General features: G+C 73.2%; 24 protein-coding genes. 17 read left to right on the top strand and 7 right to left on the bottom strand.

Annotated elements, in window-relative coordinates; genetic code table 11:
* The first annotated feature begins 37 nt into the window (after window positions 1-37).
* The 4 genes from H1A17_RS08215 to H1A17_RS08200 all read left to right on the top strand — a co-directional run bounded on the left by H1A17_RS08215 (window position 38) and on the right by H1A17_RS08200 (window position 4,245).
* On the top strand, window positions 38-778 hold the full coding sequence (locus H1A17_RS08215; RefSeq protein ID WP_194821545.1) for a thymidylate kinase: 741 nt from the start codon (window positions 38-40) through the stop codon (window positions 776-778).
* A gap of 148 nt (window positions 779-926) precedes the next feature.
* Window positions 927-1,841, top strand: coding sequence for a MurR/RpiR family transcriptional regulator (locus H1A17_RS08210; RefSeq protein WP_145921405.1), 915 nt, complete (start codon window positions 927-929; stop codon window positions 1,839-1,841).
* Window positions 1,838-2,812, top strand: coding sequence for an N-acetylmuramic acid 6-phosphate etherase (gene murQ, locus H1A17_RS08205; protein WP_370516925.1), 975 nt, complete (start codon window positions 1,838-1,840; stop codon window positions 2,810-2,812). Before H1A17_RS08210 ends, murQ begins: the two co-directional genes overlap by 4 nt.
* A 443-nt stretch (window positions 2,813-3,255) precedes the next feature.
* Entirely contained in the window at window positions 3,256-4,245 is a 990-nt protein-coding gene (locus H1A17_RS08200) for an RNA polymerase sigma factor RpoD/SigA (protein ID WP_194821544.1), read from the top strand.
* A gap of 96 nt (window positions 4,246-4,341) precedes the next feature.
* Here H1A17_RS08200 and H1A17_RS08195 read toward each other — a convergent pair whose 3' ends face one another.
* A complete protein-coding gene (locus H1A17_RS08195; RefSeq protein ID WP_145921403.1) occupies window positions 4,342-5,325 on the bottom strand; it encodes a C40 family peptidase in 984 nt (327 codons plus the stop codon).
* Between the two features lie 482 nt (window positions 5,326-5,807).
* Here H1A17_RS08195 and H1A17_RS08190 point away from each other — a divergent pair, with 482 nt between their 5' ends.
* Window positions 5,808-6,323 (top strand): DUF6232 family protein, encoded by a 516-nt coding sequence (locus tag H1A17_RS08190; protein WP_194821543.1) that lies wholly within the window; start codon window positions 5,808-5,810, stop codon window positions 6,321-6,323.
* Between the two features lie 26 nt (window positions 6,324-6,349).
* Here the strand turns inward: H1A17_RS08190 and H1A17_RS08185 are convergent, their stop codons facing one another.
* Window positions 6,350-6,679, bottom strand: coding sequence for a DUF3817 domain-containing protein (locus H1A17_RS08185; protein ID WP_145921401.1), 330 nt, complete (start codon window positions 6,677-6,679; stop codon window positions 6,350-6,352).
* A gap of 24 nt (window positions 6,680-6,703) precedes the next feature.
* Complete coding sequence (locus H1A17_RS08180) at window positions 6,704-7,123, bottom strand: hypothetical protein (RefSeq protein WP_145921400.1); 420 nt, start codon at window positions 7,121-7,123, stop codon at window positions 6,704-6,706.
* A 143-nt stretch (window positions 7,124-7,266) separates the two neighbouring features.
* On the opposite strand from H1A17_RS08180, the gene H1A17_RS08175 reads away from it, so the two are divergent.
* The 3 genes from H1A17_RS08175 to H1A17_RS08165 all read left to right on the top strand — a co-directional run bounded on the left by H1A17_RS08175 (window position 7,267) and on the right by H1A17_RS08165 (window position 8,516).
* A complete protein-coding gene (locus H1A17_RS08175) occupies window positions 7,267-7,587 on the top strand; it encodes a DUF6158 family protein (RefSeq protein ID WP_145921399.1) in 321 nt (106 codons plus the stop codon).
* Window positions 7,587-7,904, top strand: a complete 318-nt coding sequence (locus H1A17_RS08170) for a hypothetical protein (RefSeq protein ID WP_145921398.1) — start codon at window positions 7,587-7,589, stop codon at window positions 7,902-7,904. The genes H1A17_RS08175 and H1A17_RS08170 overlap by 1 nt, the downstream gene beginning before the upstream one ends.
* 69 nt (window positions 7,905-7,973) lie before the next feature.
* Window positions 7,974-8,516 carry a DUF1360 domain-containing protein gene (locus H1A17_RS08165; protein WP_088642719.1) on the top strand — a complete coding sequence of 181 codons (543 nt, stop codon included), beginning with the start codon at window positions 7,974-7,976 and terminating at the stop codon, window positions 8,514-8,516.
* A gap of 63 nt (window positions 8,517-8,579) precedes the next feature.
* Here H1A17_RS08165 and H1A17_RS08160 read toward each other — a convergent pair whose 3' ends face one another.
* From H1A17_RS08160 to H1A17_RS08150, 3 genes are read right to left on the bottom strand one after another with little or no spacing between them, the layout of a single operon-like run.
* Complete coding sequence (locus H1A17_RS08160; RefSeq protein ID WP_194821542.1) at window positions 8,580-8,789, bottom strand: hypothetical protein; 210 nt, start codon at window positions 8,787-8,789, stop codon at window positions 8,580-8,582.
* A gap of 28 nt (window positions 8,790-8,817) precedes the next feature.
* Window positions 8,818-9,060, bottom strand: a complete 243-nt coding sequence (locus H1A17_RS08155) for an NAD-glutamate dehydrogenase (RefSeq protein ID WP_145921396.1) — start codon at window positions 9,058-9,060, stop codon at window positions 8,818-8,820.
* A gap of 37 nt (window positions 9,061-9,097) precedes the next feature.
* A complete protein-coding gene (locus tag H1A17_RS08150) occupies window positions 9,098-10,201 on the bottom strand; it encodes a 3-deoxy-7-phosphoheptulonate synthase (RefSeq protein WP_145921395.1) in 1,104 nt (367 codons plus the stop codon).
* Window positions 10,202-10,515: 314 nt separating this feature from the next.
* On the opposite strand from H1A17_RS08150, the gene H1A17_RS08145 reads away from it, so the two are divergent.
* From H1A17_RS08145 to H1A17_RS08105, 9 genes are all read left to right on the top strand, one after another.
* Window positions 10,516-11,670 carry an alkaline phosphatase PhoX gene (locus H1A17_RS08145; RefSeq protein ID WP_194821541.1) on the top strand — a complete coding sequence of 385 codons (1,155 nt, stop codon included), beginning with the start codon at window positions 10,516-10,518 and terminating at the stop codon, window positions 11,668-11,670.
* 86 nt (window positions 11,671-11,756) lie between these two features.
* Window positions 11,757-11,975, top strand: coding sequence for a hypothetical protein (locus H1A17_RS08140; RefSeq protein WP_145921393.1), 219 nt, complete (start codon window positions 11,757-11,759; stop codon window positions 11,973-11,975).
* Between the two features lie 121 nt (window positions 11,976-12,096).
* Window positions 12,097-13,389, top strand: a complete 1,293-nt coding sequence (locus H1A17_RS08135; RefSeq protein WP_145921392.1) for a pitrilysin family protein — start codon at window positions 12,097-12,099, stop codon at window positions 13,387-13,389.
* Window positions 13,386-14,732 (top strand): pitrilysin family protein, encoded by a 1,347-nt coding sequence (locus tag H1A17_RS08130; RefSeq protein WP_194821540.1) that lies wholly within the window; start codon window positions 13,386-13,388, stop codon window positions 14,730-14,732. Before H1A17_RS08135 ends, H1A17_RS08130 begins: the two co-directional genes overlap by 4 nt.
* Before the next feature lie 248 nt (window positions 14,733-14,980).
* On the top strand, window positions 14,981-16,006 hold the full coding sequence (locus tag H1A17_RS08125; protein WP_194821539.1) for an aspartate-semialdehyde dehydrogenase: 1,026 nt from the start codon (window positions 14,981-14,983) through the stop codon (window positions 16,004-16,006).
* A gap of 64 nt (window positions 16,007-16,070) precedes the next feature.
* The gene (locus H1A17_RS08120; protein ID WP_145921389.1) at window positions 16,071-16,487 is read left to right on the top strand and encodes a CBS domain-containing protein; all 417 of its coding nucleotides are present in this window, start codon (window positions 16,071-16,073) and stop codon (window positions 16,485-16,487) included.
* A 160-nt stretch (window positions 16,488-16,647) separates the two neighbouring features.
* Window positions 16,648-17,019, top strand: a complete 372-nt coding sequence (locus tag H1A17_RS08115; protein WP_145921388.1) for an SCP2 sterol-binding domain-containing protein — start codon at window positions 16,648-16,650, stop codon at window positions 17,017-17,019.
* Window positions 17,019-19,079, top strand: coding sequence for an amylo-alpha-1,6-glucosidase (locus H1A17_RS08110; RefSeq protein WP_194821538.1), 2,061 nt, complete (start codon window positions 17,019-17,021; stop codon window positions 19,077-19,079). Before H1A17_RS08115 ends, H1A17_RS08110 begins: the two co-directional genes overlap by 1 nt.
* A 74-nt stretch (window positions 19,080-19,153) precedes the next feature.
* Entirely contained in the window at window positions 19,154-19,903 is a 750-nt protein-coding gene (locus tag H1A17_RS08105) for a 1-acyl-sn-glycerol-3-phosphate acyltransferase (protein WP_145921386.1), read from the top strand.
* A gap of 638 nt (window positions 19,904-20,541) precedes the next feature.
* Here H1A17_RS08105 and H1A17_RS08100 read toward each other — a convergent pair.
* On the bottom strand, window positions 20,542-21,267 hold the full coding sequence (locus H1A17_RS08100; protein ID WP_145921385.1) for a hypothetical protein: 726 nt from the start codon (window positions 21,265-21,267) through the stop codon (window positions 20,542-20,544).
* Window positions 21,268-21,280 lie beyond the last annotated feature (13 nt).

The following is a 21,280-nucleotide window of genomic DNA, read 5'->3' as shown; positions in this document are numbered from 1 at the left end:
GACGGGGGAGATGCGCCGGTCGGATATCCTGTGCAGGGTGGCCAGATCACGGCGCGCGACCGACGGCGGGGCCCGACTGCGGCGCGTCGCGCTGATCGGCATCGACGGCTCGGGCAAGACCACCCAGGCGTACCGGCTCGCCGCCGCGCTCACCGCGGCCGGGCGACCCGCCACCTACCACCGCAACGCGGGCGGCCGGCGCTGGCTGGGCCGGCTCGCCGCCCGGTTCGGCCGGGCCGACGCGCAGCTGCTGGTGGGCCGGGACGGGATGCTCGCGGTGGAGTCCGTGCTGCGCTGGCTGGCGATCGCCGCCGCGCTGCTCAGTTGCCTGGTGACCGGCCGTACCGCCGTGATGGACCGCTACTCCGCCTGCCAGTACGCCAGCATCCGGGCGCACGGTGGGCAGCGGTGGGAGCGGCTGGCCCGGGCCGGTTACCGGGTCTTCCCCGCGCCGCAGGTCACCTTCCTGCTCGCCGTCGACCCGGCCGAGGCGTACCGGCGGATCGAGCGGCGGGGGGAGGACCACGAGACGATGGGCTGGCTGACCGCCGCCGACGCTGCCTACCGGTCGCTGCCCGAGTACCCGGGTTTCGTGGTGGTCGACGCCGGCGGCGGGCCCGACGAGGTCTCCCGGCGCATCCGGGCGCACCTGGCGCGCTGGCTGCCGCCGGAGGAGGCGGGGCCGGTCGTCGATGATCCGCCGGACGACACCGGCCCGTCCGCCCCGGAGGCCGCCGGCGGACCCCGGGAGCCGGTCGCCGCGCAGTCCCGCCCGTAGACCGAGGCGATTCCACCGGACCGGCGGAGGCGCGTCAGGCTGCGCAAATGGGAGTCTGTGCCGGTACGCCCCCGGGCCGGGGGATACTTCCTGTCGGATCCGCGCGGTCGTGGTTGACGCTCGCGGCTCATGAAAGTAAGTTTCATCCGTGGCGAAAAGTCCGAAGATTTCCGCGAGTCACGAGCCGGGTGGACTGATCGTCCACATCAGCGGCCTGCTCCCGTCGCTGTCCCCCGCCGAGCAGCGGGTCGCCCGACTGGTCGTCGCCGACCCGGCCGATGCCGCCCGACGGACCATCACCGACCTCGCCACCGCCGCCGAGACCTCCGAGGCCACCGTCATCCGGTTCTGCCGGTCCGTCGGCATGGACGGCTACCCGCAGTTGCGGATCCGGCTCGCCGCGGAGGCCGCCCGCCGGATCGAACCGCCGGACGCCCGGGTGGTCGGTGGGGACATCCCGCCCGGCGCCGACCTGGCCCAGATCATCGCCACCATCTCCTTCAACGACGCGCGGGCCGTCGAGGAGACCGCCGAGCAGCTCGACCCGGCCGTCTGCGAGCAGGTCGTGGAGGCGATCGTCAGCGCCGGCCGGATCGAGGTCTACGGCGCCGGCGCGAGCGGCTTCGTCGCCTCGGACTTCCAGCAGAAGCTGCACCGCATCGGCCGGATCGCGTTCTCCTTCCCCGACGTGCACACCGCGCTGACCTCCGCCGCCCTGCTCGGCAAGGGCGACGTGGCGATCGGCATCTCGCACAGCGGCACCACCTCCGACGTGATCGAGGTGCTCGAACAGGCCCGCTCCCGGGGGGCGGTCACCGTCGCGCTGACCAACTTCCCCCGCTCGCCGATCACCGAACGGGCCGACTTCGTCCTCACCACCGCCGCCCGCGAGACGACGTACCGGTCCGGGGCGATGGCCAGCCGGATCGCCCAGCTCACCGTGGTGGACTGCCTCTTCGTCGGGGTGGCCGCCCGGAACCGGACCCGGGCCCGGCGGGCGCTGGAGGTCACCGCCGAGGCGGTGCGAACACACCGGGTCGGCGGCAGTCGGAGGCGCTCGTGACCGCCGGCCGGGTCGGGCCGGACGACGTGGTGGGGCAGCGGGGCGGCGAGGGCGTGGTCGACCTGCGGCCGGTGGTCCGGGTCGGTGCCCCGACCGAACGACGCAACCCGCACAGCACCGACCTCGACCTGATGTCGACCCGGGACGTGCTCACCGTGATCAACGACGCCGACCGGCGGGTGCCGGCGGCGGTGGCCGCCGTCCTGGACGAGATCGCGGTGACCGTCGACCTCGCGGTGACCGCGCTGCGCGGCGGGCGCCGGGTGCACTACTTCGGGGCCGGCACCTCCGGCCGGCTCGGGGTGATCGACGCCGCCGAGTTGGCCCCCACCTTCAACTCCCCGCGCGGCTGGTTCTGCGCCCACCTGGCCGGTGGGCCGGACGCGATGTGGCAGGCCGTGGAGGACGCCGAGGACGACCTGGCCGCCGGGGCCGGCGAGGCCGCCGGGTGCGTCACCGCCGGGGACCTGGTGGTGGGGCTGGCGGCCAGCGGACGCACCCCGTACGTCCTGGGCGCACTCGACGCGGCCCGGCAGCGGGGGGCCTCGACCGTGCTGCTGTGCGCCAATCCGGAGGTCCGGGCGGCGGCCGAGGTCGACGTGGTCATCGGGGTCGACACCGGCCCCGAGGTGGTGACCGGCTCGACCCGGATGAAGGCGGGCACCGCGCAGAAGCTGGTGCTGAACACCTTCTCCACGGCGGTGATGGTGCGGCTGGGCCGGGTCTACTCCAACCTCATGATCGACATGGTGGCCACCAACGCCAAGCTGCGGGGCCGCATGATCTCCATCCTGATCGAGGCGACCGGCTGCTCCGAGGAGGTCTCCCGGCGGGCCCTGCACGAGGCCGACGGCGACCTGAAGACGGCCCTCGTCTCGCTGCTGTCCGGGGCCGAGGTCGACGCGGCCCGCGCCGCGCTGGCCCGGACCGCGCACCACGTCCGGGGTGCCATCGCCCTGCTCGCCTCCTGACCCGTCCCACCGGTCGGGTGCTGCGGGGTGACGCAGAACACCGTGTCGGGGGGACGTCGGCCACGCCACGGATTGTTGTTCCGGGCGTGGGGTAATCCAGGACCGCCGGGTGAACCGACCGGTCCACCGGCCCGTATCTGGCAGTGACTCCGATCGCAGCCGGACGGTGACGAGGGTCGCGGTTTATCCGGGGCACCGCAATGAAGCGGGGCCCGGCGTACGCCCGTCGACACCCGTGCCGACCAGCGGCGATCGTGCGGCCGACAGGTGGCTCTCCGGGGCCGCTGACAGCAAACGTGGACCGGGCTTTCAGCTGGTACTCAGGCATTCGTGACACTTTCGACTCACGACATGGAATCCCCGACCCGTCTCGACTGTTGTGCAGGTGTCAGCACCGGCGGGCAGCAGGGGCGTTGCACGGGGGAGGGCTGATGGACGTGGGGATGGCAAGGAACCGGGCAACCGGCGCGAGCGAGGGGACCGTGGACACCGTGGACAAGAACATCGGCATGCGAACCGACGAGGTCGCCGAGGAGCGTGACCTGGTCGGCGTCTACCTTCACGAGATCTCCCGGACGCCACTGCTGGACGCCGCCAAGGAGGTCGATCTCTCCAAGGCGATCGAGGCCGGCCTCTACGCCGAGCACCTGCTCGGCGAGGACCGCGTCCCCGCCGGGGCCGACCGGGACGACCTGGAGCGGCTGGTCGTCGAGGGGGAACGGGCGAAGGATCTCTTCATCCGGGCCAACCTGCGGCTGGTCGTGTCGATCGCCCGCCGGTACGTGCGTTCCGGGATGCCCATGCTGGACCTGATCCAGGAGGGCAACACCGGTCTGGTCCGCGCGGTCGAGAAGTTCGACTACGAGCGCGGCTACAAGTTCTCCACCTACGCCACCTGGTGGATCCGGCAGGCGATCAGTCGGGCCATCGCGCAGCAGGAACGCACCGTCCGGCTGCCCGTGCACCTGGTCGAGGACGTCAACCGGATGCGCAACGTGGCCCGGCAGCTCACCCGTGAGCTGGGTGGCGACCCGGAGCCGGAACAGATCGCCGCCGCCCTCGGCGTCACCGTCGAGCGGGTCAACGAGCTGGTCCGCTGGTCGCAGGACACGGTGTCGCTGGACACCCCGGTCGGCGACGACGGCGACACCAACCTCGGTGACCTGGTCGCCGACAGCGACGCCCCGTCCCCGGAGGACATCGTCCTCACCGGGCTGGAGCGGCAGCGCATCGAGGGCCTGCTCAACCACCTCGACGACCGGTCCGCCGGCATCATGCGGGCCCGGTACGGCCTGGAGGACGGGCGGGAGCACTCGCTGACCGAGGTCGCGTCCCGGTTCTCGCTGTCCCGGGAGCGGATCCGGCAGCTGGAGATCCAGGCGCTCGGCCGGCTGCGTGAGCTGGCCCGCGCGGAGGGCCTCCAGGCGGCCTGAGCTGGTGGTCCCGCAGGCGGCCTGAGCTGGTAGTAATGACGGCGAACGGCCGGCGTCCGATAGGGGGACGCCGGCCGTTCGCCGTTGTCGTTGCGGTCAGCGGACCCGGCCGTAGCCGGCGATGCTCATCATGTTCATCTTCCGCTTGAGCACGTTGCGCCCGGCGCTCGGCGCGTCGATCACCTGACCGCCGCCGACGTAGAGCGCGACGTGTCCCAGCCCCGAATAGAAGACCAGGTCGCCGGGGCGCAGCTCGCTACGGCTGACCCGGGAGGTGGCGTTCCACTGCATCGCCGCGTTGTGCGGCAGCCGCTTGCCGGCGGACCGCCAGGCGGCGAGCGTCAGGCCGGAGCAGTCGTAGCCGCCGGGCCCCTCGGCCCCCCAGACGTACGGCTTGCCGATCGCGCCGTAGGCGTACCGGACGGCGGCCCCGGCGCTGCCGGAGACGGCCGGCGCGTCGGGGGTGTCGGGTGGTGCGGCACTCTTCGGCTTCTTCACCGGCGCCTCGGTCGCCCGACCGTACGCCGCCCGCCGCATCTCGTAGAGCTCCGCCAGATCCTGCTCGATCCGCTTCTTCGTCTTGGTCAGCGCCCGGGACTGGGCGGCCTGCCTGGCGAGCGTGGCGTCGAGCTTGGTCTTCTGGTCCAGCAGCGCCCGCTGGTCGGCGGTGTACCCGTCGATCTGCTGTTGCCGGTGCCGGGTGAGCTGGTCGAGGGTGCCCAGCCGGTCGACCAGCGAGCCGCCGGCCGGGTCGAGGATCGCCTCGGCCGTCCGTAGCCCACCGGTCTTGTACGCGGTGGCCGCGATCTCGCCCACCGCCGCCCGGCTCTGGGCGGCCTGGACCTCCAGCGGGCCGATCCTGGCGTGCAGGCCGGCCGCGGTGGTCTGGTTCGTCTTGATCTCCTCGTTGAGCTTGTTGTACGACTCGACGATCCGTTCCAGCTCGGCCGAGGAGCGCTCGATCCGGGCGGTGAGGTCGGCGACCGAGGGCTCGGCCCGGACCGGCGCCGACGGGGCGATCAACGCGGCCGACAGGCCGGCGACCGCCAGGGTGCGCAGCAGCATCCGTAAGGACGACAAGAGCGGAAGACTCCTCTCCCACCGGTCACCGGAGGATGCTGAGCCCCCGGCGACACCGGCCCGGGCCCGTCCGGATGGACGGCCGTGTACCGAGCCGGCCCGATCAACCTAACCTGTGGCGGGAGTGACGCGCAGACAAAGCAGCGGCGAATGTTGGCCGAGCGCTCCGGCGGGTCGTTGTGGCAGGTGGCACCCGTGATGCGGGGCGGACGGCCGGCGACCGGGTTCCGCGCGGTAGGCGAGGAAGGTCTGATTCGTCGTTCCAGGCGGATACCGGCAGGGATCGCGCGGTATTAGCCGGATAAAACCGGAATGGTGGTCAGATGCCGGCGATGCTGGGACGTCGCGCTCGCCGGATGTGTCGGAAATCGGAGAGCGGCCCGGGCGGGTCGGCACCAGAATGGAGCCCCGGCCGGGAATCCCGCCGTACGCAGGTGGCGTGGCGGTGGGCGACCGGTTCCGTCCGCCCCCGGGAGGACGCCGTGCAGGCAGACCGCGCCAGCACCCGACCGCCACACTGGTCCCGACCGACCACCCTGCTCTACGCCCGGCCCGGCATCGTGGTGACCACCGAACGGTTCACCGCCGGCCGCAGCAGCTACGCCGTCGCCGACCTCACCCACCTGCGTACCGGCCGTGGGCCGCACGACCGGCTCGCCGCCCGGGTCGTCACCTGCGCCGCCGTCGGGGCGGGCAGCGTCGGCGTCCTGCTCGGCTTCACCGGAGGGCTGGAACGGCTCACCGCCGGGGCGTACCTGGCGCTGGGCCTGGTGTGCCTGCTGCCCGTGCTGCTGGTGCTGCTCGGCGACCGCTGGCGGCCACCGGCCCACGAGCTGCACGGCCACTGCCACGGCACCGAGCTGCTGCTGTTCAGCAGCGACGACCGGGAGCAGTTCGAGCAGGTGGTCGACGCCCTGCACCAGGCCCGCGAGCAGCACCGCTACCCCGACGCCGACGACCCGTCACCCACCGCCGCCTACTGGCGACCGGAGCGCTGAGCCCGGCCGCGCGCCAGCCCCGGCCGTCAGCGACCGACCGGCTCCGGGGTACGGGTCGGCGCGGTAGCCGCCAGCTCGCGGGTCACCTTGCGCTCCGCGACGAACGACACGAACGGCACCGTGCCGGCGAGCATCACCAGCAGCATCCGCTTGAGCGGCCAGTCCACCCGCCGGCCCAGGTCGAAGGTGGCGGCCAGGTAGAGCAGGTAGAGCCAGCCGTGCGCGGTGCCGACGACGGCCACCACGATCGGCTCGTCGAACACGTACTTCAGTGGCATGCCGATCAGCACCAGCACGGCCAGCGCCACGCCCACGATCCAGGCGATCACGCGGTACCGGGTAAGGGCTCCGCCCACCGTCGTCCGTCCTTCCGACCGGCCTCAGCCGGGATAGTCGCCGGGCCTCGCGCCCGGATTGGCATTCAACCAGGTCAGGTAGCGGTTGTACGCGGCCAGGTCGGCGTCGTCCGCGCCGTCGACAGGTGTCGCCGGCACCCGGGCGACCCGCACCGGACGTCGTACCGCCGGGGTGCCCGGCCCGGGGGCGGCCGGCTCGGCCGGGGCCGCCCCGGCCGGTGGGGGCGCTGCGGCGGGGGCGCGCAGCGCGTGCCGGACCTCCCGCCACCAGACGAAGACCACGAAACCGGCGAAGATCGGCCACTCCACCGCGTACGCCCAGCTCAGGGTGTTACCGGAAGCGGCCCGGCTGATCTGCCACCAACCCAGCGCCAGGAATCCCGTGACCAGGACGACCAGGGCCACGTGGCGGACGATCCACGCCGGTGTCCAGAGCCGCTTCATGCCGTCGAGGGTACCGGGAGCGCCCGGCGACTCCGACACGATGTCGTAGTCGCCGCGCCGCCGGTCGGTGGAGCGCTGGTTTGGTGCCAGCGCGGCTGGGCAACCGTCTAGACAGCCAGCCCAGTCGAACCCGAGGGGGCGACATGACCGAATCAGTACACCGCTCCGGCGACGCCAGCGCCGAGCAGCGGATGCCGGAGTGGGACGGCGACCACGTCCACCGGACCGCCACCGTGGTCACCGAGACCGACGGCGAGCTGCTCGGGGTGGACCCGGCAGACCTCGACGACGACGACCTGATCCGCGAGTTGCAGAGCCTGCACCGCACCCGGCTCGACACGCTGCGGCACGCCGCCGACTCGGCGCTCGCCAACCACCTGCGCCGCACCGCCGAACTGGAGACCGAGTACCTGGCCCGGCACCCCGGCCGCGAGGTGGACCCGCACCGGCTCCGGGACGCCTGATGGGCACGCACGCCGAGCGTGGCATGTCCGCGCCGCCGGAGGTGGTGTTCAGTACCGCCACCGACCCCGAACGGATCGACGCCTGGCTGCCCGGGGCGCTGCGGGCCGACGGCCCGGCCCCGAGCAGCCGCTCCGACGACGAGTTGCGGGCCCGCTGGGACGGCCCGGACGGCGCGGCCGAACTGCGGGTCGCCCCGGCCGACTCCGGCGGGGCCCGGGTCCGGCTGGACCTGCCCGCCGGCGCGGACGCCGGGCTCGCCGACGAATCGCTCGTCAACCTCGAACGTGAGGTCGCCGAGAACCTGACCGCAGGTTGACCCCACCCGCCCACCCCGACGAGACCGCTGCGCCGCACCCGACGGTGCGACGACGAACGAGGAGACCCGGTGACCGACGGTGGTCTGAAGCAGAAGGTGGCGCGGCTGCGCCAGGCGTACGCGCCGCACGAGCACCGGCCGCTGGGCGGCTACCTGGCGGCGATGGGCACGTACGCCGGGGTGACCGCCTCCATCGCGGCGCTGGTGAAGGCCACCGGCCGGCCGGTGCCCGAACGGCCCTCCCCGGGTGACGTGGTGCTGCTCGCCGTCGCCACCCACAAGCTGAGCCGGCTGCTGTCCAAGGACGCGGTGACCAGCCCGCTGCGGGCCCCGTTCACCCGCTACGACCGTCCGATCGGCAGCGGCGAGGTGATGGAACAGGTCCGGGACCAGGGCAGCTCCACCCGGCACGCGATCGGTGAGCTGCTCAGCTGCCCGTTCTGCCTGGCCGTCTGGGTGGCCACCGGGCTCACCGGCGGCCTGGTGCTGGCCCCCCGGCTGACCCGGCTGGTGGCGACCGCGCTGACCGCCGTCGCCGCGTCCGACTTCCTCCAGATGGGGTACGCGGTGGCGCAGCAGGCCGCCGAGGGCGGGCGGCACGACGAACGGTGACCAGGCGGAAGGGGCCGGCGGATCGTGTCCGCCGGCCCCTTTCCGTCACCCGTCGACGCCCGCTCAGGTGGGGGTGGTGCCGTGGTCCTCGCCCGCCCAGCCGCGCGACGCCTCCGGCTCCCGCTCGTCGGCGTCCGCGCCGGTGATCACGTCGCGGTCGACCGCGGTCCTGTCGTGCTCGTTGGCGAAGTCCGGTTCGGGCAGGGTGTCCCGCCCCTCGGGGGGTTGGCCGAGGGCGGGCATCCGTTCGTGGCGTTCGGTCTGGTCGGACATCTCGATCTCCTCTCGCCGGCGTCGCCGGTCAGCCCGCCGACCCGCCCAGCAGGTCGGCCACCTCGTCCACCGCGTACTCCCCCTCGGGGAGCGCGGCGACCCGGGTGAGCAGCTCCGCCGGCAGGTCCGCGCTGACCGCCGAGCGGTAGATGTCGGCCTGGCTGAGCCGTTCCTGGCCGTGGTAGATCTCGTCCAGCAGCTCGTCGAGCTGCCGGAGGTCCGGCTGGGCGGTCCCGGGCAGGTCGTCGGGCGCGGCTACGTCGTCGGTCACCCCGCCCTGCTACCCGGGGTCGAAACGGTCAAACCCGTCAGGCCGGGGTGGGCAGGGTGGCCCGGCGGGCCCGCACCGCGACGGCGAGCTGCTCCAGCACCTCGGCCGTGGTGTCCCAGCCGATGCAGGCGTCGGTGACCGACCGGCCGTAGGTCAGCTCCCGGGTCGGGTCCAGGTCCTGCCGGCCCTCCAGCAGGAAACTCTCCAGCATGATGCCGACGATCCCGCGCTGCCCGGCGGCGAGCTGGGCGGCCACGTCGGCGGCCACCTTCGGCTGGTTGCGGTGGTCCTTGCCGCTGTTGGCGTGGCTGGCGTCGACCACCAGCCGCTCCGGCAGCCCGGCCGCCCGGAGCAGGTCCAGCGCCCCGGCCACCGAGGCGGCGTCGTAGTTGGGCCGGCCCCCGCCGCCGCGCAGCACCAGGTGCCCGTCGGCGTTGCCCCGGGTGTGCATGATCGCCGGGGTGCCGGAGACGTCGATGCCGGGGAAGACGTGCGGCACCTCGGCGGCCCGGATCGCGTCCACCGCGGTGCCGATGCTGCCGTCCGGGCGGTTCTTCATGCCGATCGGCATGGACAGGCCGGAGGCGAGCTGCCGGTGCACCTGGCTCTCCACCGTCCGGGCGCCGATCGCGCCCCAGGCCACGGTGTCGGCGATGTACTGCGGGGTGATCGGGTCGAGGAACTCGCAGCCCACCGGGAGCCCCAACCGGATCACGTCCCGCAGCAGCGCCCGCGCGGTGCGCAGGCCGGTGTTCACGTCGCCGGAACCGTCCAGCGCCGGATCGTTGATCAGGCCCTTCCAGCCGACCGTGGAACGCGGCTTCTCGAAGTAGACCCGCATCACCACCAGCAGGTCGTCGGCGTGCCGGTCGGCGGCCTCACGCAGCAGGTGCGCGTACTCCAGCGCCGCCGCCGGGTCGTGCACCGAGCACGGGCCGACCACCACCAGCAGGCGGTCGTCGGCGCGGTCGAGCACCCGGCCGACGTCGCGCCGGCCGGCCAGCACGGCCGAGGCCAGCGGCGGGTCCAGGGGCAGCTCGTGCAGGAGCAGGGCGGGGGTGGTCAGCGGCACGACACGGTCGATCCGTTGGTCGATGACCGCGCCGTTGTCCGGGGTGGGCCCGTTGTCCGGGGTCGTCACGGTGGGAATCCTTCCGCCGACCGTGCCCGGGGCCGGTGCCCGGGTCGAGCCGGCTGCTCGTAAACAGAAGGGCAGGAAGCTCGAAGGCTCCTGCCCGGCCGGCTCGAAACGCGGTGACGTCAGCTCATGGTGAGGTCACCGGCTCCGCAGCCGGCTGCCTAAACCATGGATACGTACGTGTCACGCCGGCAAGCGTACCCGAGGCGGAGGCAAGGACTCATCCGCCCGTCGGCCAACCCTCGCCTGACGTTCACCTCCGTCACTGCCACCGTCGGTAACTTCGGCCGCACCGCTCGCATCCCCGGAGGTTTCCGATGGACCGTCGAACCGTCCTGCGCGCCACCGTCGCCGGTGGGGCCGCCGCCTTCGCCGGCAGCCTCTGGTCCGGTGCCGCGTCGGCCGCACCGGCCCAACCCGGCACCGGTCCCTACGGGCCGCCCGGCAGCGCCGACGGCAACGGCATCCAGCTCCCCGCCGGCTTCACCAGCCGGGTGGTCGCCCGCTCCCGGCAGACGGTGCCCGGCACCTCGTACACCTGGCACGCCGCACCCGACGGCGGGGCCTGCTTCGCCGCCGGCACCGGCTGGATCTACGTCTCCAACTCCGAGATCACCCCCAGCGGCGGCGCGTCGGCGGTGCGGTTCGCCGCCGACGGCACGGTCACCTCGGCGTACCGCATCCTGTCCGGGACCAACCAGAACTGCGCCGGTGGCGCGACGCCGTGGGGCACCTGGCTGTCCTGCGAGGAGATCAGCCGGGGCTTCGTCTACGAGACCTACCCGCAGGGCGGCACCGCCGCGGTGCAGCGCCCGGCGCTGGGCCGGTTCAAGCACGAGGCGGCGGCGGCCGACCCGACCCGCCAGGTGATCTACCTGACCGAGGACGAGACCGACGGCTGCTTCTACCGGTTCCGCCCCACCGTCTGGGGCGACCTGTCCGCCGGCACCCTGGAGGTGCTGGTCGCCGGCACCGCCACCAGCGGCGCGGTGAGCTGGGCCCGGGTGCCCGACCCGGACGGCTCGCCGACGGCGACCCGTAACCAGGTCGCCGGGGCGAAGCGGTTCACCGGCGGCGAGGGCTGCTGGTACGCCGACGGCACCTGCTGGTTCACCACCAAGGGCGACAACCGGGTCTGGGCGTACGACGCGGTCGGCCAGCGCATCGACCTGGCGTACGACGACTCGCTGGTGACCGGCGGGACGGCCCCGCTGACCGGGGTGGACAACATCACCGGCACCCGCTCCGGTGACCTCTACGTCGCCGAGGACGGCGGCAACATGGAGATCAACCTGATCACCCCGACCGGGGTGGTGACGCCGTTCCTGCGGATCACCGGGCAGTCCTCGTCGGAGATCACCGGCCCGGCGTTCTCCCCGGACGGCAGCCGGCTCTACTTCTCCTCCCAGCGCGGCACGGCCGGGATCTCCGCCGGTGGGATCACCTACGAGGTGCGCGGCCCGTTCCGCTGACGCCCGGCCGCCCGCCCCGGCGTCGACTCCCCGGCAAGCCCGGGGGACCGGCGTGGCGGAGACGCCGACTGGGTAACGGGATGGGCATGAAAACCCACGAGCAGAGCGACCAGGAACGGGTGGAGTCGCGGGCCCACCTGCTGCCCGAGGAGGCAGCGGTGGGCAGCGACGACCCGCAGGCCCAGGCCGAGGCGATCCTCGCCGAGTCGGATCTCCGGACGGCCGATCCGCAGGCCGCCCCCGGCACGGTGCTGGAGCACCGCACCTCCGCCGAGACAGTCCCCCCGATCGAACCCCCCGACTGAGCCACCCCCACCCCCTCGGCGACCGGCGGGGCGCGCAGACCCGCGCCGCCACGCCGGTCGGCGTGGCGGCCGGACGACGACACGGCGCCATCCCGCCCCGGAGATCGGATAGCGTCGGGTCATGCCCGACAGCGGTTACCCCTGGCCCATCGAGACGACCCGACTGGACAACGGCCTGCGCGTGGTGGTGAGCGAGGACCGCACCGCCCCGGCGGTCGCGGTCAACCTCTGGTACGACGTGGGCTCCCGGCACGAGCCGACGGGACAGACCGGCTTCGCCCACCTCTTCGAGCACCTGATGTTCGAGGGCTCGGTCAACGTCGCCAAGACCGAACACATGAAACTGATCCAGGGCGCCGGTGGCTCGCTCAACGCCACCACCAACCCGGACCGGACCAACTACTTCGAGACCGTCCCGGCCGAACACCTGGAACTGGCCCTGTGGCTGGAGGCCGACCGGATGGGCGGCCTGGTCCCCGCGCTCACCCAGGAGACCCTGGACAACCAGCGGGACGTGGTCAAGAACGAGCGGCGGCAACGCTACGAGAACGTCCCGTACGGCGACGCCTGGCTGCGGCTGCTCCCGCTGCTCTACCCGCCGGGGCACCCCTACCACCACGCGACGATCGGGTCGATGGCCGACCTGAACGCCGCCGACCTGGCCACCTTCCAGGCGTTCCACCAGACCTACTACGCGCCCGACAACGCCGTGCTGACCGTGGTCGGCGACGCCCCCGCCGCCGAGGTGTTCACGCTGGCGCAGCGGTACTTCGGGGCGATCCCGGCGCGCGGTGACATCCCCGCCGCGCCGGACGGGCACACCGTCGCCGGCACCGGCCGACCCGCCGTCGAGACGGTCACCGCCGACGTGCCGGCCGCCCGGGTCTACGTCGCGCACCGCACCCACCCGTTCGGCAGCACCGGCTACGACGTGGCCACGGTGGCCGCCACCGTGCTCGGCAGCGGCCGGGGCAGCCGGCTCTACCAGCGGCTCGCCGACGGCGAACGGCTCGCCCAACCGGACCTGGTCGGGGCGTACGGGGTGGACCTGGCGCACGCCCCGGCACCGGTGATCGCCACCGCCACCGCCCGCCCCGGGGTGAGCGCCGAACAGCTCGCCGCCGGGGTCGCCGAGGTGGTCGACGAACTCGCCACCGTGCCGGTCACCGCCACCGAGCTGGACCGGGCCAAGGCGCTGCTCAGCACCGCCTGGTGGCGGCAGATGTCCACGGTGGACGGCCGGGCCGACGCGCTCGGCAGGTACGCCACCCAGTTCGGCGACCCGGCGAGGACCGCCGACCGGCTGCCCGGCTGGCTGTCGGTGACCGCCGGGCAGATCGCCGAGCTGGCCGCCGACGTGCTCACCCCGGCCGACCGGGTGACCCTGACCTACCTGCCGGAGGAGACCCGATGACACTGATCACCACCCGGCCGGGTCCGGGCACCGCCCGCCCGTACCGGTTCCCGACGGTGGTCCGGCGGGACGTCGCCGGTGGCCGGGTCGTCGCCGCGCACCTGCCCGGCCAGACCCTCGCCGTCGCGCTGCTGCTGCTCGACGCGGGTGCCGGCCGGGAACCGGTCGGCAAGGAGGGCCTCGGCGCGGTGCTGGCCAAGGCGCTGGAGGAGGGCACCGCGCAGCGGGACGCCACCGGGTTCGCGCTGGCCGTCGAGGGCCTCGGCACCGAACTCGCCACCGGGCTGGACTGGGACAGCTTCCAGGTCAGCGTCCAGGTGCCGGTTGACCGGCTCGGCGCGGCGGTGGAGCTGCTCGCCGAGGCGGTGCGGACGCCCCGGCTCGACCCCGACGACGTGCGCCGGGTCCGCGACGACGAGGCGACCGCGCTGCGGATGGACTGGGCCAACCCCGGCCCCCGGGCCGACGCGGTGCTCCGCGCCGACCTGTTCGGCGCGGACAACCGGTGGGGCCGCCCGCTCTACGGCGACCCCGGCTCGGTGGCCGGGCTGGACGTGGAGGACGTCACCGTCTTCCACTCCGAGTGGTTCCTGCGCCCCGGCACCCTGATCGTCGCCGGTGACCTGGACCGCCTCGACCTCGACGCGCTGGGCGTGGCGGCGTTCGCCGGCACCGGCGGCGGCCCCGCCGAACTGGGCGGCCCGATCGACGTGCCGCTGCCCGCCGGCCGGCGGATCATCCTGGTGGACCGGCCCGGCTCGGTGCAGTCCACGCTGCGGCTGGGCCACCCCGCGCCGCACCGCGCCCACCCCGACCACGTGCCGATGACGCTCGCCGGCACCGTGCTGGGCGGGGCGTTCACCTCCCGGCTCAACCACCTGATCCGCGAGGTACGCGGCTACACGTACGGCATCCGGGGCGACTTCGCCTCGTCCCGCCGGTTCGGCCGGTTCGCGGTCAGCTCCGGGGTGCAGACGGCGGTGACCGCGCCGGCCCTGGTCGAGGCGGTCGGGGAGATCAGCCGTACCCGGGCCGGCGGGGTGACCGAGGACGAGCTGGCGGTGGCCCGGTCCTGGCGGGCCGGGCAGCTCTCGGTCGAGTTGCAGAGCCCCCGGGCGATCGCCTCCGCGTTGACCACCCTGGTCGTGCACGACCTGCCCGACGACTACCACGCCCGACTGCGGGAAGCGCTGCTCGCCGCCGACGTGGCGCAGGTTTCGGCAGCCGCTGCCACCCACCTGCACCCGGAGGCGCTGACCCTGGTCATCGAGGGCGACGCGGCGGCGATCCGGGACGAGCTGGTCGCCTCCGGGCTCGGCGAGGTGACCGACCACGTCGGCTGACCGGCGTCGGCGCGACCGGGGCGGTGTGATTCCGGTCGCGCCGCCCCGGGGGCGCCGGGCCGGGCCGGCGGTGCGGATGCTGCGGCCGGACGGCCCGGCCACGGCCGATCTTCCGGGGCTTCGGGGCGTACCGTCGGGTGGTTTCCGGCACGGCGAGCGGCGTGGGCGGTGACCGGCCGGGCGGGCGGCGACCCGGGCGGTGGGAAAGGCTTCCCGGTGTGGGCCTGCGGCTGGGTAGCCTCGCGGGCATGAGGATCGGCATTGTGGGAGCCACCGGCCAGGTCGGTGGGGTCATGCGGCAGGTGCTGGCGGAACGCGAGTTCCCGGCGGAGCAGGTGCGGTTGTTCGCCTCGGCCCGGTCGGCCGGGCGCACCCTGCCCTGGCGGGACGGCGAGGTCACCGTGGAGGACGCGGCCACGGCCGACTACTCCGGGCTGGACATCGTGCTGTTCTCCGCCGGCAAGGGCACCGCGAAGGAACTGGCCCCCCGGGTCGCCGCGACCGGCGCGGTGGTGATCGACAACTCGTCGGCGTTCCGCACCGACCCGCAGGTGCCGCTGGTCGTCGCCGAGGTCAACCCGCACGCGCTCGCCGACCGGCCGAAGGGCATCGTCGCCAACCCGAACTGCACCACGATGGCCGCGATGCCGGTGCTGCGCCCGCTGCACGACGAGGCCGGCCTGGTCAGCCTGGTCGTCGCCACCTACCAGGCGGTCTCCGGGGCCGGCCTGGCCGGTGTCGCCGAGCTGGACGAGCAGGTCCGCAAGGTCGTCGAGGGGGCCACCGCGCTGACCCACGACGGGTCGGCCGTCGAGTTCCCCGCGCCGCGCTCGTTCGCCCGGCCGATCGCCTTCAACGTGCTCCCGCTGGCCGGTTCGATCGTCGACGACGGTTCGTTCGAGACCGACGAGGAGCAGAAGCTGCGCAACGAGAGCCGCAAGATCCTGGAGATCCCCGAGCTGAAGGTTTCCGGCACCTGCGTCCGGGTGCCCGTGTTCACCGGCCACTCGTTGCAGATCAACGCCCGGTTCGCCCGGCCGATCACCCCGCAGCGGGCCCGGGAACTGCTCGACGGTGCGCCGGGGGTGGCACTGTCGGACGTCCCGACGCCGTTGCAGGCGGCCGGCCAGGACCCGACGTACGTCGGCCGGCTGCGCGCCGACGAGACCGTCGAGCACGGCCTCGCGCTGTTCTGCGCCAACGACAACCTGCGTAAGGGTGCCGCGCTGAACGCCGTGCAGCTCGCCGAGCTGGTCGCCGCCGAGCTGCGCTGAGGGGCGTGTTACCTGCTCGGGGCCGGCGGGTAGACCGCCGTGCCGACACCGAGAGGGGAGCACCATGACAACGGTCGGAGAGTTCATGACGACCCGGTTGGTGACGATGGACGGCAACGACACCCTCGCCGCCGCCGCGCAGGAGATGCGGGACAGCGCCATCGGCGACGTGGTGGTGACCAATGGTGACGACGTGGTGGGGATCGTGACGGACCGGGACATCACCGTCCGGGGGGTGGCCGAGGATCTCGACCCGAACCGCACCCGGCTACGGGAGATCACCAGCCGGGACGTGATCACGGTCAGCCAGTACGACGACGCGGTCGCCGCCGCGGACCTGATGCGCACCTACGCCGTACGCCGGCTGCCGGTGGTCGACGACGGCCGGCTGGTGGGCCTGGTGTCGATGGGTGACCTCGCGGTGGAACGGGAACCCCAGTCGGTGCTCGCCGACATCAGCGCCGACGACCCCAACAACTGACGTCCGCCCCGTCCGACGCCGGCCTCCGGGACCTCCCGGGGGCCGGCGTCGTCGTGTGCGCCGGTCGTGCTCACCCGATCCGGGCGAGGTTGACACCGGGCGGTGCGGGGACCCCGTGCGGGTACCGGCAGGTCGATGCGACGACGGGGGAGAGGGCCCGATGGTGGACGCGACCACGAGGTTCTTCGAGAGCCTGAACCGGCGGGATCACGAGCCGCTGCTGAACAAGGCGGCCGGGACGCTGCGCTTCGATCTGCACGAGGGGGCGCAGACCACCCACTGGCTGCTCCGGGTGGACCGGGGGAAGCTCACGGTCAGCCAGGAGGACCGGGAGGCCGACACGGTCATCGGCACCACGCCGGAGCTGTTCGAGGAGATGGCCGCCGGGCGGGAGAACGGCCTGGCGGCGGTGCTGCGCGGCGACATGACGGTCACCGGTGACGCCCGGCTGGTGGTGCAGATCGAACGGATCTTCCCCGGTTCCCCGGACGCGCAGGGGCCGCGCCGGCTCCACCATCGGGAGGTGCGGTGATGGGACAGAGCAACACGATCCGGATCCTGGACGGCAACACGTTCGTCGTCTCGGAGGAGACCGGTGACATCGAGGCGACGCCGACCGAGCCGACCGGCCTGTTCTCCCTGGACATGCGGTTCCTGTCCCGCTGGGTGCTGACCATCAACGGGGAACGGCTCAACGCGCTGTCCTACGACGACCTCCAGTACTACGAGGCACGGTTCTTCCTGGTGCCCGGGATGGCCACCCACTACGTCGACGCCAAGCTGTCGATCATCCGGGAACGGGCTGTCGGCGGCAGCTTCCGCGAGAAGCTGACCATCCTGAACCACGACGAGAAGGCGGTCGACCTGGAGATCCGGATGGACGCCGGGGCCGACTTCGCCGACCTCTTCCAGGTCAAGGACGAGATCCTCAACAAGAAGGGCGAGTTGTACGCCGAGGTCGAATCCGACCGGCTGCGGCTGGGCTACCGGCGGGGCAACTTCGTGCGGGAGACGGTCATCTCGTCGTCCCGGCCGGCCCGCTACGACCGCAACGGGTTCGCGTACTCGGTGCACCTGGAGCCCAACGAGCAGTGGGACGCCGAGATCGACGTGCAGACCTTCGCGGTCGGCCCCGGGGGGCGTGACCTGCGGCTCGGGGTGACGGTACACGGCCACGAACGGCTCGCCCTCCAGCACGACCTCCAGGAGTGGATCGCCAAGGCCCCCAAGGTCAACAGCGAGCACGACCGGGTGGCCGCCACCTACCGGCGCAGCCTGATCGACCTGGCGGCGCTGCGGTTCGCGCCGCTGTCGCTGGGCGGCCAGACCCTGCCCGCCGCCGGCCTGCCCTGGTTCATGACCATGTTCGGCCGGGACAGCATCCTGACCTGCCTCCAGGTGTTGCCGTTCGCCCCCGAGCTGTCCAAGACCACGCTGCGCATCCTGGCGTCGCTTCAGGGCAGCCGGTTCGACGACTTCCGCGACGAGGACCCGGGCCGCATCCTGCACGAGATGCGCTACGGCGAGACGGCCGCCTTCGAGGAGCAGCCGCACTCGCCGTACTACGGTTCGGTGGACGCCACCCCGCTGTTCGTGGTCCTGCTCGACGAGTACGAGCGGTGGAGCGGTGACGTCGCCCTGGTCAAGGAGTTGGAACGGGAGTGCCGGGCGGCGCTGAAGTGGATCGACGAGTACGCCGACCTGGCCGGCAACGGCTACATCTGGTACGAGCGGCGCAACACCGAGACCGGCCTGGAGAACCAGTGCTGGAAGGACTCCTGGGACTCCATCTCGTACGCCGACGGCAGCCTGCCGCCGTTCCCCCGGGCCACCTGCGAGGTGCAGGGGTACGCGTACGACGCCAAGCTGCGGGCGGCCCGGATGGCCCGGGAGTTCTGGGGTGACCCGGCCTTCGCCGACCGGCTGGAGCAGGAGGCCGCGGCCCTGAAGGAGCGCTTCAACCGGGACTGGTGGGTGGCCGACGGGGAGTTCTACGCGCTGGCCCTGGACCCGGACGGCCGGCAGTGCGACGTGCTCAGCTCCAACATCGGGCACCTGCTGTGGAGCGGGATCGTCGACCACGACCGGGCCGAGAAGATCGCCCGGCACATGGTCGGGCCCCGGCTGTTCACCGGGTGGGGCGTGCGGACCCTCGCCGAGGGGGAGGTGCGGTACAACCCGATCGGCTACCACAACGGCACGATCTGGCCGTTCGACAACTCCTTCATCGCCTGGGGCCTGCGGCGGTACGGCTTCGCCGAGGAGGCCGCCATCATCGCCAACGGCATTCTCGACGCGGCCACCTACTTCGACGGGCGGCTGCCCGAGGCGTTCGGCGGTTACCCCCGGGAGCAGACCAAGTTCCCGGTCGAGTACCCGACGGCGTGCAGCCCGCAGGCCTGGTCGACGGGGGCCCCGCTGCTGCTGTTGCGCACCATGCTCGGGCTGGAGCCGCACGAGGGGCACCTGGCGGTGGAGCCGGTGCTGCCGGTGGGGATGGGCCGGATCGAGGTGCTGGACATCCCGGGTCGCTGGGGACGGGTGGACGCCTTCGCCCGGGGCCGGTTCGACCGGCACAAACTGGCCGAGTGAGCGGCGGCGGCACACGCCACGGTGCGTCGGCTCCGCCCTACGGTTCCGTAACCTACGCGGGGTAAAGTAACCGGATGCCGGAACTCGTGTACCCGCCCGTGATTGCCGCTGCCAAGACGCTGTTCCGGGTCCTCGACCTGCGCCTGACCGTGGACGGCAACCAGCACGTCCCGCGTACCGGCGGGGCGGTGCTGGCCAGCAACCACGTGAGCTACCTCGATTTCATCTTCTGCGGGTACGGGGCGCACGCGTCCCGGCGGCTGGTGCGGTTCATGGCCAAGCACGACGTCTTCGCGCACAAGGTGTCCGGCCCGCTGATGCGCGGCATGAAGCACATCCCGGTGAACCGCGCGGCGGGGGTCGGCTCGTACAACACGGCGGTGGACGCGTTGCGGCGCGGCGAGGTGGTGGGCGTCTTCCCCGAGGCGACGATCAGTCGCTCGTTCACGGTGAAGGAGTTGAAGAGCGGGGCGGCCCGGATGGCGCAGGCAGCGGAGGTGCCGCTGGTGCCGGTGGCGCTGTGGGGGACCCAGCGGCTCTGGACCAAGGGTCGGCCGAAGACGCTGACCCGGCGGCACACCCCGATCACCATCCTGCTGGGCGAGCCGATGGACCCGGGCGCGTACCCGGACGCCAACACGATGACGGCGGAGCTGAAGACCCGGCTGACCGCGCTGGTCGACCGGGCCCAGCAGGAGTACCCCGACAAGCCGGCCGGCCCGGACGACTCCTGGTGGCAGCCGGCGCACCTGGGCGGCACCGCGCCCACCCCCCAGGAGGCCGCCGAACTGGACCGCCGCCCCCGCCGCTCCACCGCATCCTGACCGCCGGTCCCCTTCCCTCGTGACTCCTATTCGCTGCCGCTGCCGCTGCCGCTGCCGCTGCCGCTGCCGCTGCCGCTGCCGGGGGCGGGGGCGGTGCGGACTTTTCGGGTGGACGGAGGCCGGAAGGTCGGGGGAGAGGGTGGTGGGTTCGCGTCCTTTCGAGCTGACGACGTCAGCGAGTCAGACGTATCCGGTCCGACCGGCCGACCCGATCGGCGTGGCCGGCTGGTCCCGATCCGGCCGGGTTGGTCGACGCGGCCGGCTGGTCTGACTCGGCCGGGTTGGTCCACGCGGCTGGCTGGTCTGGCTCGGTCGGGTCGGTCGACGCGGCTGGCTGGTCTGGCTCGGCCGGGTCGGTCGACGCGGTGGCTCGGCCTCTGTGGTGAAGCCGATTACGCCCCCACCACTGACGACCTGCGATGCAACCGCCGCCCACCGGTCCGGTACCCGGGGGGCGACCACCGTCGGCGATTCGTCAACGTCATCAGGTCGAAAGGACGCTGAGAGGTATACCTACCGGCCGTCCGGCCAGGCCAGGCAGATGGGCCAGACCAGGCCCAGACAGGCCACACCCGGGCCAGGCCACACCCGGGCCAGATCAGCCCAGGTCAGCTCAGCCCAGGTCGGTCAGGGTGGGGTCAGCTGCCGACCGCGTCCTGACCGGCGCGCTCGGGGACCCGGTAGTAGTCGTCGCGGGAGAGGAACTCCACCGGCAGCGACCCCGGCAGGGTCACCCGCGCCTCACCGGTCAGCGGCGGGGCGGTCGCCCGGCGGATGAGCACGTCCCGCTCCGGCGGTGCCAGTTCCACCAGTTCGGGGTGGGTGACCCGGAAGCAGGCCACCGTCCGGCGGATCAGCCGGGCCAGCTCGGTCACCGGGCCCACCGCGCCGCCCAGCGCCAGGGCCGGCTGCTGGATCGTCCGCAGCGCGTCGCAGACCACCAGCAGTTCCGCCTCGGCGGTGCCCTGTGCGGTGGGCCGGCCGGTGGTACGCAGCTCCAACCGGGACGGCCACTGCCAGCGGACCTGCCCGCTGACCAGGCGCGGCAGCCGGACGTTGCGGCGGTGCCGGACCCCCGTCGCGTCGATCTTCCCGGCGACCAGGGCCAGGTCACCGGCGAGGCAGACGTAGGCGAGTCGGCGGTCGGTGACGGTGATCGAGGCGGGGGCGGGGAGCACCCAGTGCCGCCGGGCGCCGGTCGGGCTGATCAGGCAGCCGGCCACCGACGTCGGGTACCGGCCGAGCACCCGTTCGCCGGGTTCCGGGACGAGTTCGTAACGCCGGTCGAGCACGGGAGCGGAATCGTCCTCCGGCGCATCGAACCGGTGCGGTGCGATGAAGAACGGGGACATGTTCTCGCGCATCGTCACGACCTCC

Source organism: Micromonospora sp. S-DT3-3-22 (assembly GCF_015354745.1).
In the GTDB taxonomy this organism is placed as follows: domain Bacteria; phylum Actinomycetota; class Actinomycetes; order Mycobacteriales; family Micromonosporaceae; genus Micromonospora; species Micromonospora wenchangensis.
This window is presented reverse-complemented; position numbering and strand designations above follow the sequence as displayed.